This window comes from Ruegeria sp. BG3 (assembly GCF_056538485.1).
The window spans coordinates 297,797-314,350 of record NZ_JBQFTE010000004.1 but is presented as its reverse complement, the minus strand read 5'-3'; the positions used below and the strand labels follow the sequence as shown (position 1 = coordinate 314,350).

17 protein-coding genes and 1 tRNA gene are annotated in these 16,554 nt (G+C 58.5%); 11 read left to right on the top strand and 7 right to left on the bottom strand.

Annotation, left to right across the window (positions count from 1 at the left end; all coding sequences use genetic code 11):
• Positions 1–292 precede the first annotated feature (292 nt).
• Both msrQ and msrP read right to left on the bottom strand, forming a co-directional pair.
• Complete coding sequence (gene msrQ, locus ACR0AI_RS09095) at positions 293–907, bottom strand: protein-methionine-sulfoxide reductase heme-binding subunit MsrQ (protein ID WP_480673338.1); 615 nt, start codon at positions 905–907, stop codon at positions 293–295.
• A 3-nt stretch (positions 908–910) separates the two neighbouring features.
• Positions 911–1,813, bottom strand: coding sequence for a protein-methionine-sulfoxide reductase catalytic subunit MsrP (gene msrP / locus ACR0AI_RS09090; protein WP_170689300.1), 903 nt, complete (start codon positions 1,811–1,813; stop codon positions 911–913).
• A 198-nt stretch (positions 1,814–2,011) separates the two neighbouring features.
• Here msrP and ACR0AI_RS09085 point away from each other — a divergent pair, with 198 nt between their 5' ends.
• The 3 genes from ACR0AI_RS09085 (at position 2,012) to ACR0AI_RS09075 (ending at position 4,660) form a co-directional block, all read left to right on the top strand.
• Complete coding sequence (locus tag ACR0AI_RS09085) at positions 2,012–2,971, top strand: hypothetical protein (RefSeq protein ID WP_480673335.1); 960 nt, start codon at positions 2,012–2,014, stop codon at positions 2,969–2,971.
• Between the two features lie 128 nt (positions 2,972–3,099).
• Positions 3,100–3,915 (top strand): cyclase family protein, encoded by an 816-nt coding sequence (locus ACR0AI_RS09080; RefSeq protein WP_480673333.1) that lies wholly within the window; start codon positions 3,100–3,102, stop codon positions 3,913–3,915.
• A gap of 145 nt (positions 3,916–4,060) precedes the next feature.
• Entirely contained in the window at positions 4,061–4,660 is a 600-nt protein-coding gene (locus ACR0AI_RS09075; protein ID WP_480673331.1) for an NAD(P)H-dependent oxidoreductase, read from the top strand.
• Positions 4,661–4,780: 120 nt separating this feature from the next.
• On the opposite strand, the gene clpB is transcribed toward ACR0AI_RS09075, so the two are convergent.
• Positions 4,781–7,399 carry an ATP-dependent chaperone ClpB gene (gene clpB / locus ACR0AI_RS09070; RefSeq protein WP_480673329.1) on the bottom strand — a complete coding sequence of 873 codons (2,619 nt, stop codon included), beginning with the start codon at positions 7,397–7,399 and terminating at the stop codon, positions 4,781–4,783.
• Positions 7,400–7,591: 192 nt separating this feature from the next.
• Between clpB and ACR0AI_RS09065 the strand changes: the two genes are divergently transcribed.
• A complete protein-coding gene (locus tag ACR0AI_RS09065) occupies positions 7,592–8,176 on the top strand; it encodes an isopropylmalate isomerase (protein ID WP_480673327.1) in 585 nt (194 codons plus the stop codon).
• Here ACR0AI_RS09065 and ACR0AI_RS09060 read toward each other — a convergent pair.
• Complete coding sequence (locus ACR0AI_RS09060; RefSeq protein WP_170641755.1) at positions 8,146–8,463, bottom strand: hypothetical protein; 318 nt, start codon at positions 8,461–8,463, stop codon at positions 8,146–8,148. The genes ACR0AI_RS09065 and ACR0AI_RS09060 overlap by 31 nt on opposite strands.
• Positions 8,464–8,602: 139 nt before the next feature.
• Here ACR0AI_RS09060 and pyrF point away from each other — a divergent pair, with 139 nt between their 5' ends.
• Both pyrF and ACR0AI_RS09050 read left to right on the top strand, forming a co-directional pair.
• Positions 8,603–9,307, top strand: coding sequence for an orotidine-5'-phosphate decarboxylase (gene pyrF / locus ACR0AI_RS09055; RefSeq protein ID WP_170485240.1), 705 nt, complete (start codon positions 8,603–8,605; stop codon positions 9,305–9,307).
• 388 nt (positions 9,308–9,695) lie between these two features.
• Positions 9,696–10,949 carry a DNA polymerase IV gene (locus ACR0AI_RS09050; RefSeq protein WP_480673325.1) on the top strand — a complete coding sequence of 418 codons (1,254 nt, stop codon included), beginning with the start codon at positions 9,696–9,698 and terminating at the stop codon, positions 10,947–10,949.
• A gap of 3 nt (positions 10,950–10,952) precedes the next feature.
• Here ACR0AI_RS09050 and ACR0AI_RS09045 read toward each other — a convergent pair whose 3' ends face one another.
• Positions 10,953–11,813, bottom strand: a complete 861-nt coding sequence (locus tag ACR0AI_RS09045) for an N-formylglutamate amidohydrolase (RefSeq protein ID WP_480673323.1) — start codon at positions 11,811–11,813, stop codon at positions 10,953–10,955.
• Positions 11,814–11,960: 147 nt separating this feature from the next.
• On the opposite strand from ACR0AI_RS09045, the gene ACR0AI_RS09040 reads away from it, so the two are divergent.
• The 5 genes from ACR0AI_RS09040 (at position 11,961) to ACR0AI_RS09020 (ending at position 14,675) form a co-directional block, all read left to right on the top strand.
• Positions 11,961–12,035 (top strand) — tRNA-Val (locus ACR0AI_RS09040).
• Between the two features lie 91 nt (positions 12,036–12,126).
• Positions 12,127–12,252 (top strand): type B 50S ribosomal protein L36, encoded by a 126-nt coding sequence (gene ykgO, locus ACR0AI_RS09035; RefSeq protein ID WP_008755722.1) that lies wholly within the window; start codon positions 12,127–12,129, stop codon positions 12,250–12,252.
• Between the two features lie 202 nt (positions 12,253–12,454).
• Positions 12,455–13,471 (top strand): Fe(3+) ABC transporter substrate-binding protein, encoded by a 1,017-nt coding sequence (locus ACR0AI_RS09030; RefSeq protein WP_480673321.1) that lies wholly within the window; start codon positions 12,455–12,457, stop codon positions 13,469–13,471.
• 119 nt (positions 13,472–13,590) lie between these two features.
• Positions 13,591–14,145, top strand: a complete 555-nt coding sequence (locus ACR0AI_RS09025) for a helix-turn-helix domain-containing protein (RefSeq protein ID WP_480673319.1) — start codon at positions 13,591–13,593, stop codon at positions 14,143–14,145.
• On the top strand, positions 14,142–14,675 hold the full coding sequence (locus tag ACR0AI_RS09020; protein WP_480673317.1) for an N-acetyltransferase family protein: 534 nt from the start codon (positions 14,142–14,144) through the stop codon (positions 14,673–14,675). Before ACR0AI_RS09025 ends, ACR0AI_RS09020 begins: the two co-directional genes overlap by 4 nt.
• 164 nt (positions 14,676–14,839) lie before the next feature.
• Here ACR0AI_RS09020 and ACR0AI_RS09015 read toward each other — a convergent pair whose 3' ends face one another.
• Positions 14,840–15,496, bottom strand: a complete 657-nt coding sequence (locus ACR0AI_RS09015; RefSeq protein ID WP_480673315.1) for a lipid-binding SYLF domain-containing protein — start codon at positions 15,494–15,496, stop codon at positions 14,840–14,842.
• 166 nt (positions 15,497–15,662) lie between these two features.
• On the bottom strand, positions 15,663–16,523 hold the full coding sequence (locus ACR0AI_RS09010) for a tyrosine-protein phosphatase (protein WP_480673313.1): 861 nt from the start codon (positions 16,521–16,523) through the stop codon (positions 15,663–15,665).
• Between the last annotated feature and the right edge of the window lie 31 nt (positions 16,524–16,554).

Below are 16,554 nucleotides of genomic sequence, written 5' to 3'. Positions count from 1 at the left end.
CTAAAACTCAACCTCAGATGCCCCCAGTCTATCCTGAGCGTCCCCGCCGCTTCCGCAGCGCCCCAGCGCCTCAGCAGCGCCGGTGAAGGGGGTTCTAAGGTTTACCCCACAAAGCCGCAAGCGGAAAAAGCAAAAAAGTGGAGAAAAATTCTAAAAGCCTATTTTTACTCATAAAAACATAATCTTAGTGAAGTTGAATGTCGCGCGGACACCCCCAATCACGCCTCCGATCACGCGGAATCACTGCCCGTAAATCATTGTCCACACAATTACCCACAGACTCGGTCAAAACTTACGCGGAATCGGCCTGCCTCAGACGAGTCAGCAGGCCCGGTATCGGCAGACGCGCCAGCAACAGCCCGATGATCGCGGCGAGATAGAGAAGCGGCTCGAGCTGGAAACCCTTGGCCAGCATCACATAGTGGATCCCGCCAAGCAGAACGGCCGGATAGACTAGCTTGTGCAGCTTGCGCCAGCGCGGGCCAAGTTTGCGCACCGACCAATTGTTCGATGTCACGGCCAAAGGCAGCAAGAGAATGAACCCAGCCATGCCGACAGTAATATAAGGTCGCTTTAGGATATCAGCCCAAATCTGGCCAAGCAGCTGAACGTCGAGCACCAGCCAGACCAGCAGGTGCAGCGCAACATAGGCAAAGGCCAGCACGCCAATCGCTCGGCGGAACTTCATAAGGTTCAAGCCAAGATGCTGGCGCAGCGGGGTCACCGCCAGCCCAAGGATGAGCAGCTGCAGGGCCAGCTCACCCAGCCTATGTTCGAGCGCTGTGATCGGCTCGACCCCGAGCCCCCCTGTGAGCGCAAGATACAGGAACCAAGGAGCCGGAAGGGCCCCAGCCAGATAGACCGCCCAAACGGGGATCTTGCGTATGGCCTGGTTCACTGCTTGCATGGCTCAATAGTATTCCTTGAGGTCCATACCTTCATACAGGCTGGCGACCTCTTGTTCATAGCCATTGAACATGAGGGTCGGGATACGCTTGGCAAACAGACCGCCGCCGATCTGGCGCTCGGACGCCTGCGACCAACGCGGATGGTCCACATTCGGGTTCACGTTACTATAGAAGCCATACTCGCGCGGTGCGGACATGTTCCAGCTAGTGGGCGGCTCATCCTCGGTCAGAGTGATCTTCACGATCGACTTGATCGACTTGAACCCGTATTTCCACGGCACCACCAACCGCAGCGGAGCGCCGTTCTGGTTGGGGATCGGACGGTCATAGATGCCTGTCGCCATGATGGTCAGCGGGTGCATCGCCTCATCCAGACGCAGACCCTCGCGGTAGGGCCATTCCAGAATCGGGAAGCGCGTACCGGGCATCTCATCCGGACGGTAGGCGGTTTCAAAGGCCACGTATTTCGCGCCCTCCTGCACACCCGCCATATTCAACAGGTCGGCCAGTTCGAACCCGTTCCACGGAATCACCATCGACCAGGCCTCGACACAGCGGAAGCGGTAGATGCGTTCTTCGACTGTCATCTCGGAAATGATGTCCTTGAAGTCATATGTTCCGGGGCGATCCACCAGACCGTCGATCTCAATGCTCCAGGGTTCGGTCACGAGGGTATGGGCATACTTAGCCGGGTCGTCCTTGCCAGTGCCAAACTCGTAAAAGTTATTGTAGCTGGTGATCTCTTCCCAGGTGTTCGGCTCCAGCGCCTCTTGCGCCGCAGCGGGGCGGGCCATCGCGGTCAGCCCGACACCTGCCAGCCCGGACATAACCTGCCGCCGGTTCAGAAACGCCGCCCTTGGGGTGACGTCGGCATGTGTCAAAGTGTTGGTCCAGCGATGCGCCATTTGGGTCTCCGTATTGAATCCGCCTCAGGGTGAGGTAGTCCGCTGATAGCACAGAGCCAAGGAAACAGGCGTCACGATTGAGCGAACTGACTGTAACGCAACTGCGTCAGCCCGCGACTAAGGCATTTTTGGCGGCTGGTTCTAGCAGTCTCAATCAAGTATGCGGGAATCATCTAATAGTTGATCAGAGTTGGTCCCGTGCTCGTATTTCAGGCCTTTCCTTTTTCGCTGTCCGTTTTGTGGCGCTATATTATTGTCTTTCCCGTCCTGCTGGTCGCGCTTGTCGTCTACGGGTTGATAGGCGGTATACTGAGCGCGCTGATCGGGCTGCTCATTCCGGGACTGTCGGTTTTGATTTCGTTTTTTGTAGGCGCATCCTCAGGCGTCATCCCGATGCTGGTCGGCAGCCGTTTGGGCCTGCAAGCCTGCGAGGTTTCTCCGAGTAACAGTTACCGCAAGTTTGTCTTTCCAGCGGTTATCTACGGCGCCGTCGAAGCCATTGGGATCAGTGTGGCCGCCGCGCTGATCGCCGCGCTCTCCATCGGTGCCGTCAGCGTAGGGGGCGGCGTTCCCGAGGACCCGGCCGCGTTCTTCGCGACCATATCGCCCGTGCATATCATGATGTTCTCGGGTGTTGTGATCCTGCTCTTTGCAGCGATCTGCGCGCTAAGGGCCGGGTTTCTGGTGCCGATTGCGGCGGCCTCGATCGGGCGGGACCCCAATGGCCGCCCTTATACCCCTTTCAACCATTTCGGTGCTTTCTTTCTGCAGCTTTTCGCCGTGGTGGCGATCAGCTTTGTTGGTGCTGTCTTTTTCTTTGCGCTGTTTATCGTCGCGCTTACCGCATTCTACGGTCCGAGTGCTCTGGTCGACGAAGTTCAATTGATCGGCGAGATGACGACCGGAGCGGCCCCGTTTTCAGTCACTGCGCCGATGATCGCAACAGTCGTGGCCTATGTCCTTTTGGCTAGCTGGGCCTTCAGCTACCAATGCGCCGGCGGGGTTCTGGCCTATCTGCGCCTCAGCGGTGATGCCGCGCGCGAGAACCCAAGCACTGAGACATTGATTCAACCTGCACCGCAGCCCACGACCAGCTCAGGCCCCAAAATGAGTTCGGAAGAGCTGCGTGCCCTGCGCAAAAGCCGTGAGTTCCGCTAGGACGCCCAGCGCGTCTTAACAGATTGCACCCTTTACACAGAAGGGGTCAGCGCGGCACTCTGCCTGACAGGTGGTACGGTCCGCGACACCGGTCGCCCGACCCTGCCACCCATAAGGGAGGATACCGAATGTGTGATATCTGCGTAATGAATGCCGTCAAAGACAAGATGCTGTCCCGGCGAAGCTTCTTCAAAGCCGCCGCAGCCACTGGCGTGGCCGCTGCCGCAACGGGCACGAGTGCTCCTGCGGCATTGGCTGCAGGCCATGGCGGGGTCGAGGACATGACTCACACCCTCAGCCCCGAGTTTCCGACATGGGGAGGAGAACCCGGCGTCTCCGCCGAACAGGCGTTCAACTTTGCGGATCACGGGTTCAACCTGTTCAACCTGTCGATCAACGAACATACCGGCACCCATATCGATGCGCCCCTGCATTTCTCGGCCGACGGAACCTCAGTCGATGAGATCCCGGTAACCGATCTGGTTGCGCCGCTCTGCGTCGTGGATATCGCCGCCCGTGCCGCCGAAGACGCCGATACTCGCGTGACGCCCGATGACCTCAAGGCGTGGATCGCGGCGAACGGAGACATCCCCGACGGCGCCTGTGTCGCCATGCATTCCGGCTGGGGTGGAAAAACGGCGACCGACGAGTTTCGCAATTTCGACGGAGAAGCGCAGCACTATCCCGGCTTCCACGTCGAGGCAGCCCAGATGCTGATGGAGGAAACCGGCGCGCGATCCATGGCGGTCGACACGCTGTCGCTGGATCACGGCATGTCCGCCGATTTCGCCACCCACTACGCCTGGCTGCCCTCCGGCCGGTTCGGGATCGAGTGTCTGGCCAATCTCGACCGCGTCCCAGCCGCCGGGGCCACCCTGGTGATCGGAGCGCCCAAACACAAAGGCGGCACTGGTGGTCCCGCCCGGATTTTCGCCTTGGTCTGAGAACGGAAAAAAGCAAATCCGAGGCTCACCTTGCCGGTGAGCCTTTCTTGATCCGAGCAGCCGTAAGACTTTGCACTTGACCTAAAGCTAGCTTGAGGCCTCACCGTGTTTCGAAAAAACAAGATTGCCTCAGAAAGTCCCGTTCATGCACGTCTTGACCGTCCTCGATCATCCAAACCCCAACTCATTTACCGCCGCAGCAGCGCAGATGTTCGTGGATGGTGCCACTTCTGCCGGTCACACAACTGAAAAAGCTGATTTGCATGCCGAAGGCTTCGATCCGCGTTGGTCCATGGCGGACATTGAAAGGGAGTCTACGTCAGTGCCACTCGCTGACATTCAATCAGAACAGGAACGGATCTCTCGCGCAGACGCGATCTGCCTGACTTTCCCACTGTTCTGGTGGGGGATGCCGTCAATGATGAAAGGTTGGGTTGATCGCGTCTGGTCGTGGGGTTGGGCATATGATCAATTGGACGATCGCGAAAAGTCGCTGCAACGACCTAGATCCGGGGTCTTGCTGATACCCGCCGGTGCACGATCAGACGAAATGAGGGACGCCGGGTATCTGAATGCTATAGAGACACTCTGGACAAAGGGCACATTCGGGTATTTCGGGTTTTCGCCACGCAAGCTGGAGATGCTCTATGGATCAACAGGGTCAAAAGAACGTCGTGAAGCGCTGCTGGAGCAAAGCTACAACGCTGGCCTGACCTTACCGCCACCTCGGTCACCCTCGATTTGATGGGAGCGCGAAAGAGGCTTAGAGCCCCAAACGAGGTTGAGCATTTGGCGTTCATCTAAGACAAAAGAGGCAAAGAAAGACCCGCTATCGCCGCGGGTCTTTGTGTTGATTTAGCTCTGATCAATGCACCACGGCATCATTCGGGCGGGGGCGGTCTGAGGTGCCCAGCCGGTCGCCAATGATCAAGCCCTCAGCGCCAGCGGTGACGGGGACGGTTTCGCCATCCTTGATCTCACCGGCCAGCAGCGCTTCGGCCAAGGGGTTCTGCAACGCGCGCTGGATCACACGCTTCAGCGGGCGCGCACCGAAGACCGGGTCATAGCCTTCGTCGGCAAGCCACTGTTTCGCGCCCTCATCCAGAACCAGCTCGATCTTGCGAGCCGCCAGACGCTTTTGCAAACGTGCCATCTGGATATCGACGATGCCATCCATATCGGCCCGCTTGAGCCGATCAAAGATGATGGTCTCATCCAGACGATTCAGGAATTCAGGCCGGAAATGTGCCCGGACCGCATCCATCACGTCGCGCCGCGCCTGTGCGCTGTCTGCGCCTTCGGGCAGTTGGCTTAGTGCCTGAGAGCCGAGGTTCGACGTCAGGATGATCAGCGTCTGCTTGAAGTCCACGGTGCGACCCTGACCATCGGTCAGCACGCCATCATCCAGAACCTGCAACAGCACGTTGAACACATCCGGGTGCGCCTTTTCGACCTCGTCGAACAGCACGACCTGATAGGGCCGGCGCCGCACGGCTTCGGTCAGCACACCGCCTTCGTCGTAGCCCACATAGCCCGGAGGGGCACCGATCAGACGGGCGACCGCGTGTTTCTCCATGAACTCGGACATGTCGATGCGCACCATCGCATTGTCGTCGTCGAACAGGAAATTCGCCACGGCCTTGGTCAGTTCGGTCTTACCCACGCCTGTGGGCCCGAGGAATAGGAACGAGCCCAGCGGGCGGTTTTCATCGTTCAGGCCCGCGCGCGCACGGCGCACGGCATTGGACACGGCGGTGACGGCTGCATCCTGACCGATCACGCGGGAATGGAGATCATCTTCCATCCGCAGCAGCTTCTCGCGTTCCCCTTCCAGCATCTTGGCTGTCGGGATACCGGTCCAGCGTTCGACCACGGATGCGATCTGTTCCGGACGCACGGTCTCCTCGGCCATCATGGCGTTGCTTTCGGCGTTTTCGGCCTCGGTCAACTGTTTCTCAAGCTCGGGGATGATGCCGTAGGACAGCTCACCCGCCTTTGCCAGATTGCCTTCACGCTTAGCAATCTCCAGATCCGCCCGCGCTTTGTCGAGCTGTTCTTTCAGATCACGCGCACCCGCGAGCTTGTCACGTTCGGCCTGCCACTGGGCGGTCATCTCGGCGGATTGCTCCTGCAGATCAGCCAGATCCTTTTGCAAGGTATCCAGACGATCCTTCGAAGCCGCATCATCCTCAAGCTTCAGCGCTTCTTCCTCGATCTGCATCTGCAGGATCTGGCGATCCAGCTGATCGAGTTCCTCGGGCTTGGAATCCACCTCCATCCGCAACCGCGATGCCGCCTCATCAACGAGGTCGATGGCTTTGTCGGGCAGGAACCGGTCAGTGATATAGCGATGCGACAGGGTCGCCGCCGAAACCAGCGCCGAGTCCGAGATGCGCACGCCATGGTGCAACTCGTACTTCTCCTTGATGCCGCGCAGGATACTGATCGTGTCCTCGACGGTCGGCTCGGTGACCATCACAGGCTGGAAACGACGGGCAAGGGCCGCGTCTTTTTCCACGTACTTGCGATACTCATCCAACGTGGTCGCGCCGATACAATGCAGCTCACCCCGGGCAAGCGCAGGCTTGATCAGGTTGGCGGCGTCCATCGCGCCGTCGGATTTGCCGGCGCCGACCAGCGTATGCATCTCGTCGATGAACAGGATGATCTCACCAGCGGCCTCGGTGACCTCGGTCAGAACCGCCTTGAGGCGTTCTTCGAATTCACCACGATATTTCGCACCAGCAATCAGCGCACCCATGTCGAGCGCCAGCAACTTTTTATCCTTCAGCGATTCCGGCACATCCCCGTTGATGATGCGCAGGGCCATGCCCTCGGCGATCGCGGTTTTACCAACGCCGGGTTCCCCGATCAGAACCGGGTTGTTCTTGGTCCGGCGCGACAGAACCTGCATCGAGCGGCGGATTTCCTCATCCCGCCCGATGATCGGATCGATCTTACCCTCGGCCGCCGCCTCAGTCAGATCGCGCGCATATTTCTTGAGCGCGTCATAGCCCTCTTCCGCCGACGCGGTGTCCGCGGTGCGACCCTTACGGATATCATTGATGGCTTCGTTCAGTTTCTGAGCAGAAACGGCCCCGGCTTCCAAAGCGTCCTTGGCTTTGGATTTGACCATGCAGAGCGCCATCAGCACCCGTTCCACGGGCACAAAGCTATCGCCCGCCTTGGTGGCAATCTTCTCGGCCTCGTCCAGAACCTTTGCGGTCTGGCCATCCATGTAAATCTGGCTCGCGTCACCGCTGACCTTCGGGATTTTCCCCATCGCGGCATCCAACGCCTCAACCACGCGGTTCGGCGCTCCGCCCGCGCGGGTGATCAGGTTGCTCGCCAGCCCCTGATCATCGTCCATCAACGCCTTAAGTATATGCGTAGGCTCCAGCCTCTGGTGCCCCTCGCGCATCGCAATGGTCTGCGCGGCCTGCACGAATCCCCGTGCCCGCTCGGTGAACTTGTTCAAGTCCATAACATTCTCCTTCTCTCAAGCGCCCCGTTTTGATGCGCCCGCTTGGCGGCACGCGTCGATTGAGGCCTCACATTCAATTTGGGTAATGTCGGCGTGTATTCAAGATTGTCTTGGCAGAATAACATGATGCATGCTGGGAACCTGAATGATCTCGGTCAATTGCGAAAAAAACCGTCTTAGGAGCGCGCCTCTATGATCTCAGCCACTGCGTTGCGCAGCTGCATTGCAGAACAATGGTCGCCCACTATTGGCGACCCAAGCGTGATCGGTTGGCTCACGGTTGCCGCATACGGTATTGCCGCGTTCCTGTGCCTGCGCGCAAGGCGCAATTCCCACGTCCGGTGGTTCTGGCTGATCCTCGCGCTGCTGCTGTTTGCGCTGATGGTTAATAAACAGCTGGATCTGCAGTCCGCGCTTACGGCCAGCGCCCGCTGTCTGTCGCAGATGCAAGGCTGGTACGAGGATCGCAAGTCTGTCCAGATCGGCTTTATCATTGTGGTCGTGTTCAGCGGCATCTGGATCTCGCTTGTCAGTCTTTGGTTCCTACGCAAACACTTGCGAGAGGTCGGCATCGCCCTGATCGGCTTTGTCACCCTGATCTGCTTTGTGCTGATCCGCGCCGCCGGGTTTCACAACTTCGATGCCTTTCTGGGTGCCGAGATCATGTCGATCCGAACGAACTGGCTTCTGGAACTGTCCGGAATCGCCCTGATTGCGGCGAATGCAGCATGGGTGGGCAGACGCCGTCAGCCACGCGGAATGGAGTATACCGAATAGCCGCCGGTTTGCGCCACCGGCTCTAGCGTATATGTCTCGACCAAGGATTTTTCAGCGCTGCTGCCGGTCGGGCACGAGACAAGATCGGCGGTGTGATCCAGAAATTCGACGGTAAAGGCGCTCTCACCTGTAAGCTGGCACCAATCATCCTCAGATCGGTAGCCCCGGACCAGAGGAAGGTTGTCATTGGTCGGCGCGGGCGCCGCGCCTGTGTCAGATGTGCCTGAGGCGGGTTCATCGCAGGCACCCATCATCAGCGCAACTCCGAGCAAGGCAAGCTTTCTCATCTTCTGTCCCTTCATATGAGCTATTGGTCGATTTGAGCCACTGTAACACAGATCATCCTCTTTCGATTGGACGGACCTGCATGGACAGTTGCGCCCGAACCCGCTAGGAGGCAGTCGTTTGCCAGCAAGGAGACCCAACATGTCCGATGACCGCCTGATCGTAGCCCTTGACGTTCCTAACGCTCTGCAAGGTTTGGCGATGGCCGAACGGTTGGGTGATGCGGTGTCGTTCTACAAGATCGGGCTGGGAATGCTGACGGGCGGTGGTCTGGCTCTGGCCAATGAGCTGAAACAGGACCATGGCAAGCGCATCTTTTTGGACATGAAGCTGTTCGACATTGGCAACACGGTAGAAAACGCTGTGCGTGGTCTGGCGCAGTTCGATCTGGATTTCCTGACCGTCCATGGCGACCCGCACGTGGTGCGAGCGGCAAAAGAAGGCGCATCCGGCAAGGACCTGAAAATCCTTGCAGTCACCATCCTGACCTCGCTCAACCGCGATGATTTGGATGCCAGCCTGTTGAAGGCAGGCGACGTGCAGGATCTGGTGGTTGAGCGCGCGGCCAAAGCGCTGGAGGCCGGGGCCGATGGCGTGATCGCCAGCCCACAAGAGGCCGCGCTGATCCGCGCCCTGCCCCAGGCCGAGGGCCGGTTGATCGTGACACCGGGCGTGCGCCCTGCCGGGGCTGCTCTGGGCGATCAAAAACGCGTCGCAACGCCGGCCAGTGCGATCGGAGATGGGGCGGATCATATTGTTGTCGGGCGTCCTATCTATCAGGCGGAGGACCCGAAAGCCGCAGCCGAGGCCGTTCTGGCCGAGTTAAAATCATTGACACGCCACTGATCGCGGACGGGGATTCAGCGTCTCAGACGTCCGAAACAGCAGTGATTTCTTTACCTTAGGTCAACAGCGGGAATTTTCCCCTGATTTCCCCCTGTGCCCGAAAACACACAAACCCGGCACAAGTTTTAGGGAATAACGCGGCCACCTATCTAAATATAGCGTTTTGAGCGATTCTGGGGCGGAGTTACTCCCCAACGAACTACCTCTTCCTGTGGTTCGTTACCTTCCCCCCGCCCCAAGCGGGGGGTTTTCTTGACAGTCCAACTCTCTGCTCAAACCGCCAGATTCCTGAAGACTGTCGAAGCCTCTGTTGCGTTCTCACGAAAGCCGATAGACACTATAGCTTCGAACCCCCGGAGCCACCCTTTTCGGGTCGGGAAAAGTAGCCATGCCCACGATCTGCCGCGAATGCCTGACCAGTTTCCCGGACGCGCCGCGCTGCCCGTCCTGTGGTAGCCCGCGACTGAAATCGCACCCCGAGCTGTTTGACCTGTCGATTGCGCATATGGATTGTGATGCGTTCTATGCCTCGGTTGAAAAGCGCGACAATCCTGAATTGGCAGACAAGGCAGTGATTGTGGGCGGTGGGAGACGCGGGGTCGTCTCAACCGCTTGTTACGTGGCGCGTATCCGAGGGGTGCGCTCGGCCATGCCGATGTTCAAAGCGCTGCAACTGTGTCCGGACGCCGTGGTGATCAAACCGCGCATGTCAGTCTACGCCGAGGTATCCCGTCAGATCCGTGCGATGATGGATGAACTGACACCCAAGGTCGAACCCTTGTCGCTGGACGAGGCTTTCCTTGATCTTTCCGGCACCGAACGTCTGCATGGCGCGCCGCCAGCGGTGATGCTGGCGCGTCTGGTCAAGCGCATGAAGGATGAGCTGGGGCTGACTGGCTCCATCGGGTTAAGCCACAACAAGTTTCTGGCCAAGGTCGCCTCGGACCTCGACAAGCCACGGGGGTTTTCCGTGATCGGGAAAGCAGAGACGGCTGACTTCCTGCACGACAAACCCGTCAGGCTGATCTGGGGCATCGGCCCGGCAGCGCAGGAATCGCTGGAGCGCGCAGGGATCCGAACCTTCTCAGACTTGCTGCGCTGGGATCAGGAGGCGCTGACGGCCCGGTTCGGGTCGATGGGGTATCGTCTGTGGCATCTGGCACGCGGCCAGGACAAGCGCCGGGTCTCGACCCATGAACCGATGAAGTCGATCAGCAACGAAACCACGTTTTTCGAAGACACCTCAAACCTAGAGATTCTGGATGGGCATCTGTGGCGCATGGCACTGAAGGTCTCGGACCGGGCCAAGGCCAAGGATCTGGCAGGCCGGGTGGTGACGCTGAAGCTGAAAAAGGCCAATCACAAGATCATCACGCGCCGCGTGTCGCTGCGCGATGCGACTCAGATCGCGGATCGCATCTACAGAACCGCGCGCGGGCTATTCGATCAGGTGGGAGATCAGGGTCCCTATCGCCTGTTGGGATGCGGGTTGTCCGATCTGTGCCCGGCGGAGCAGGCAGATATCTCGGGCGACTTGCTGGACCCCAATGCGACGCGCAGGTCGCAGGCTGAGCGCGCCACGGATGAGATTCGCAAACGGTTCGGAAGTGATGCAATCGTGAAAGGCCGCGCGCTGCGGTGACGCCTATTCCGCCGCTAGCCGCTGCGGCTCGGAACCGATCTCGGCAACCTCGGCGATCACTTGCCGCAGTATCTTGGAGAACGCCATGAAATTGGCATTGGGCGAGATCGTGTCTTCGTTCATGTAGATTGAGCGGTCGATCTCAACCTGAATCGCGTGTTGCTGACGACCGGGGCGGCCGTAGGTTTGGGTCACATAGGCCCCGGCAAAGGGCGCGTTCCGCGCGACGACCAATCCCGCCGAGGAAAAGGCAGCCTCAATTCGGTCCACGATCTCGGTTGATGCCGATGCACCGAAACGATCGCCCAGCACGATCTCGGGGCGTGTGTTGCGCGCGGTGCTGGCCATGGCCACCGCCTCATGTGGCATCGAATGGCAATCGACCAGAATCGCCTGCCCGAATTTCGTGTGTGACTCCGCCAGCAAAGCCTTGAGGCGGCTGTGATAGGGGCGCCAATAGGTGTCGATGCGCAGGCGCGCCTCATCCATGGTTAGTTTGCCACGATAAATCGCCCGCCCATTCGCCACCACGCGGGGAATCACCCCCAGCCCCGAGGCCACGCGCGGATTGTGCCCTTGCCGTTTGGCCCCCTGAATTAAGGCCGGGTCCAGCTCATCCGCGCTGCGGTTAAGGTCCAGATAAGCCCGTGGCATCGCCGCCTTGATCAACGGCGCCCCAAAATCCGAGGCCGAGGCAAAGAGCTGATCCACAAAGGCATCTTCCGAGGATCGAATCACATCAGACCCCAAAACCGAGCGCTTCAGAAACGCCTCTGGATAGTCTCGGCCACTATGCGGCGATGAAAAAACAACGCATGAACTGCGGTTTTCGGGCATGTCCAGAAAATAGGAAGGGTTCTTCATGGTCTCTCCGTGTTCAGGATTAACATAGACTGGAAAATAGTTCTTCCAAACCCCTTGAACCCCTTTGCGACTCCTTTTATAGACCCCGCTACCGGCGCGGGTATCCGCGCCCCATTTCGTTATGGGGCAGGACACGCAAAGGGACGTGGGCGGTTAGCTCAGCGGTAGAGCACTTCGTTGACATCGAAGGGGTCACAAGTTCGATCCTTGTACCGCCCACCATCTATTCACTGCTTCGGCTTGCCGGGGCACCCGACAAACCCAGGCGCTGGCCACGTCTTTGATGAAGGCGCCGCAGATTGGAGACAGACCCATGAAGGTCAAGAACTCGCTCCGCTCGCTCAAGAACCGGCACCGTGATTGCCGTATTGTGCGTCGCAAAGGCCGCGTCTACGTGATCAACAAGACGCAGCGCAAGTTCAAAGCCCGCCAGGGCTAAGAACTGCACATATCTCTTCGAAAGAACCGCGCCTTTGGGTGCGGTTTTTTTGTGCTTGATGCTTTCGTCAAACCTTTCCAGCCAAGACGCCATCTATGTCGTACGATTTTTGTCAGGTTTTGCTTGCAAACCAAGCCCAATAGGTTAATTGAGTGTTTAACTCGGGTTTACCCCGATGGAATACTCAACGTTGGGAGCAATCATGTTTAAATCCACGACCTGTATCGCGGCTGGCCTTGCAGCCATGGTCGCCACATCTGCCGCAGCAGAAGGCGAGCTGAACATCTATTCGTCGCGCCACTACGACACCGACGAGCGCCTCTATTCGGATTTCGAGGATGCAACCGGCATCACCATCAACCGAATCGAAGGCAAGGCAGATGAGCTGATCGCGCGCATGGAAGCCGAGGGCGTCAACTCCCCTGCTGATATTCTGCTGACCGTCGACACCTCGCGGCTTGAGCGCGCGAAGAACGCGGGCGTACTGCAGACGATCGACAGCGCGGTTCTGGAAGAGCGTATCCCGTCGAACCTTCAGGACAGCGACAACCAGTGGTTCGGCTTCTCGCAACGGGCGCGCATCATTTTCTACAACAAAAACGCGGTCTCCGAGCCGCCGCAAACCTACGCTGATCTGGCAGACCCCAAATACAAGGGCCAGCTGTGCATCCGCTCCAGCACCAATGTCTACAACCAGACCCTGCTGGCCTCGATCATCGAAAACGCCGGATCCGAAGCCGCCAAAACCTGGGCCGAGGGCGTCGTGGCCAACATGGCGCGTGACCCTCAAGGCGGTGACACCGACCAGCTGCGCGGCGTCGTTTCGGGTGAGTGTGACCTTGCCGTATCCAACACCTACTATTTTGCCCGTGCGATCCGGAAAGACGTCGATGGCGTCTCGGCCGAGCGTGACGTGATCGGCTGGGTGTTCCCGGATCAGGACGGCAATGGCGCGCATGTGAACCTGTCGGGTGGAGGTGTAGCCGCAAATGCGCCCCACAAGGACAACGCCATCAAGTTCCTGGAATACCTAGCGAGCGATCAAGCGCAGCAGTATTTCTCGGCCGGCAACGACGAATACCCAACGGTTAAGGGCGTCGCCGTTTCCGAGTCCGTGGCCGAACTGGGCGATTTCAAAGCAGACGATGTTGATCTGTCTGCCGTCGCCAAGAACCTGCCCGAAGCGCAAAAAACCTTCAACGAGGTTGGCTGGAAGTAAGACACCTACACACTTAGGAAGTATAAAGGGCGCGGTGAATTCCGCGCCCGTTTTCTTTTGCAATATTATATTTTGAGGTTATTATTCTCACATACGGAAACTATTCTCACAATTGATCAATGCTAGATTCCCTCTCAAGTCGCCTTGCCATCCGCCTGAAGGAGCTGCGCCAAAGCCGCGGCTGGTCATTGGATCAGCTGGCGGACAACAGCGGCGTCAGCCGGGCAACCCTTTCGCGTATGGAAAAGGCTGGGGTCAGCCCGACGGCAGAAACACTCGGCCGACTTTGCGCCGCGTATGGTCTGCCCATGTCGCGTTTGCTGATGATGGTCGAGGACAGTTTCGACCCCAAGGTCCCGTTTGAACGGCAACCCGAATGGAGCGATCCGGAAACAGGCTTCACGCGCCGATCCGTCTCGCCCCCTTCCACCGGGTTAAGCGGTGAGGTGCTGGAATGCCACCTGCCGCCGGATACGGTGGTTCGGTACGAAACGCCTCCGAAGCCGGGGCAGGAACACCACCTGATCGTTCTGGACGGAAGCCTGACGCTCACCGTGGACGGCACGGCGCACGCGCTCGGTGGAGGAGACTGCCTGCGATACCACCTATCCGGCCCGACACAATTTGAAACCGGCGCCACCCGAGGCGCGCGCTATATGCTGGTGCTGATATGATCACAAGACTGACCGATGCCACTTTCGACGCGGCGCTCAATGACCTCACCGACATCCTGCATGGTTGCGTGCATGCGGGCGCAAGTATCGGGTTCATCTTGCCGTTCCACCACGCAGACGCCCAGCGCTATTGGGAGACTCGCGTTCGCCCTGAACTGCACGCAGGGGCCTTGGACCTGTTTGTTGCAGAAAGCGGTGGGCGTATCCTTGGGACGGTACAGTTGATTCCGGCCTCTATGCCCAATCAGCCGCACCGCGCCGATGTCGCCAAGCTTTTGGTCCATCCTGATGCCCGGCGCCAAGGCCTGGGGCGCAGCTTGATGAACGCGCTCTTCGCTCGCTCATCTGAGCTGGGCAGAACAACGCTTGTGCTCGATACGCGCAGCACCGACCCATCGCGGATTCTCTACCAAGGCCTTGGCTTTCAAACCGCAGGAGAGATTCCGAACTACTGCCGCAACCCGTTCGAACCCGCGCTGGAGCCGACAACCTTCATGTTCAAGGACCTCACCCAAGCGCTAAAGCCATAGACCGGAGACGCACTTTGAGTTGATCTGTCCAGGTCGTCAGGTTTTCGGACGGAAAGCAGGCGACCCTCGCGACAGATCAAGCGGGACTATTTGAACAGAGGCCATGGGTGCCTCGTATCAAGAAATGAGCGATCCTTGCATGTGTAACGCAGTCACCCCGCAGTTCACTTTTCGATCTTGGTGATCTTAGTGCCCTGAAGACCGGCGCCTGCCATAAGCCCTTCTTGACCAAAGATGATTGGCACGATGTCGCCCTGCAGATCGTTTGTTCCCATCGATGCCGACCAGCCTTCGTCACCGCCAACGAGCGTGGGACCACTGCCGACCTCCCACCCATCGTTGTTCTGCATATAGGCAAGGGCGTCGGAGTTGAGGAAAAACAGAGCGTAAGAGAAATGCTGAATGCCCGCCTGAAAACCATAGGACGCACCGGCAATATTGTAGTACCCGGTCGTGACGCCGTTTTCGCGCATCGCGCCTTCTCCAAACTGACCTCCAACCATCAGGCCGCCTTTGGTGATCCTGGGAAAAACCAAAATTGCGACTGCTTTGTTGGACAGATCCGCCGCTTCAGGGGAGCTCGCGAGAAGTTGCGCCAGTGCTGTATCTACACTGGCGTCGATCTCAGACGCAGTCGCCCCGTCCGCCGCATGCAGTACGGTCTCGCCTGCCGATTCAGCGACATCCCCAACCCTTTTTGCCGCATCAGAAACACCTTCTGTCACTTTGTCCAAAAAGTTCTGTGCGTTTGCGGGCGAACTGCTTGAAAGGTTCAAAAAAACCACCATCGCGATGAAAGCCAAAGGCATAAAGCGCAGCATTTCTTCCTCCTCTCGGTTTTGTTTTTTGCAGAGTCGTACCTGAGATCCTTCGCAGTGAAAACCCGTTGGCTAGCATTTGGTACGAACGCTTGCTTCGCATGGCTTTGGTGTCCGAAAACGCCAGCCTTCGACCGATTGTTTTCAAAAGTGAATTTTCGTGGCCAGCCTAGTTCAGATACCGGTTGCGGAGGGTTTCAAAATCTGCGTCCGTCAGCCCAAGGCCCTCACGCAGGTAGTCGTCGACCGAGCCATAGCTAGCCTCAACGCTCTTGTAGAACTCATCAAGATAGGCCTCTCGCACCCCCAGCGATGGCCAGACTGCTTCCGGCGTCATATTTGTCCCTTCGGCCGCATTGACCTCGGCCGCGATCTGTTGGGCCTTGTTGTCCGCGTCCTTGAGCGTATTGCTCATCATGAAATCCGATTGAATCTCGTCTTTGGAAACACCAAGCGCTGTCAGCGCAAGCGCGGTCGCGACACCGGTACGATCTTTGCCGCCCGAACAATGATACAGAACCGCCTCACCCTCGGGTTGGTCCAGCAAAACGTCGAAAAAATCGCGATACTCTGCCGTGTAGTCAGTTGCGATATAGCCAAAGGCCCCCAAGAACAAAGCATCTGTTTCTGCTTCGGTTGCCGTGCCCGCCTTGATACTGGCACGCATATCATCAATCATCTGGCTTTCATTCTCCATCACTGGGAAGTGATGGCGCGCGGGACCCTCTCCTTCGGGCCATTGGACGGGATGCGCCGTTGCCTCGGACGTTGTTCGCAAATCAACGATTGCGCTGACACCCATGTCGTCCAGGCGCTGCATGCTGGTTCCGCTGATCTGGTCGATCTCACCAGATCTGATGAGCTGCCCTGCCCGTACGGTGCGACCGTCCTGCGTTGTCAGGCCACCCAGGTCGCGTGTATTCAACACCCCCTCCAATGGGACGGCACGATCTTCGGTCGCGAGAACTGGATGAAAGGTACCGGCGACAAACAGCAGGGTCGCAGCACCGATAGATCTGAATAGTCTCATGTCTCTCTCCATTGCTGTGTCGAGCGGGACT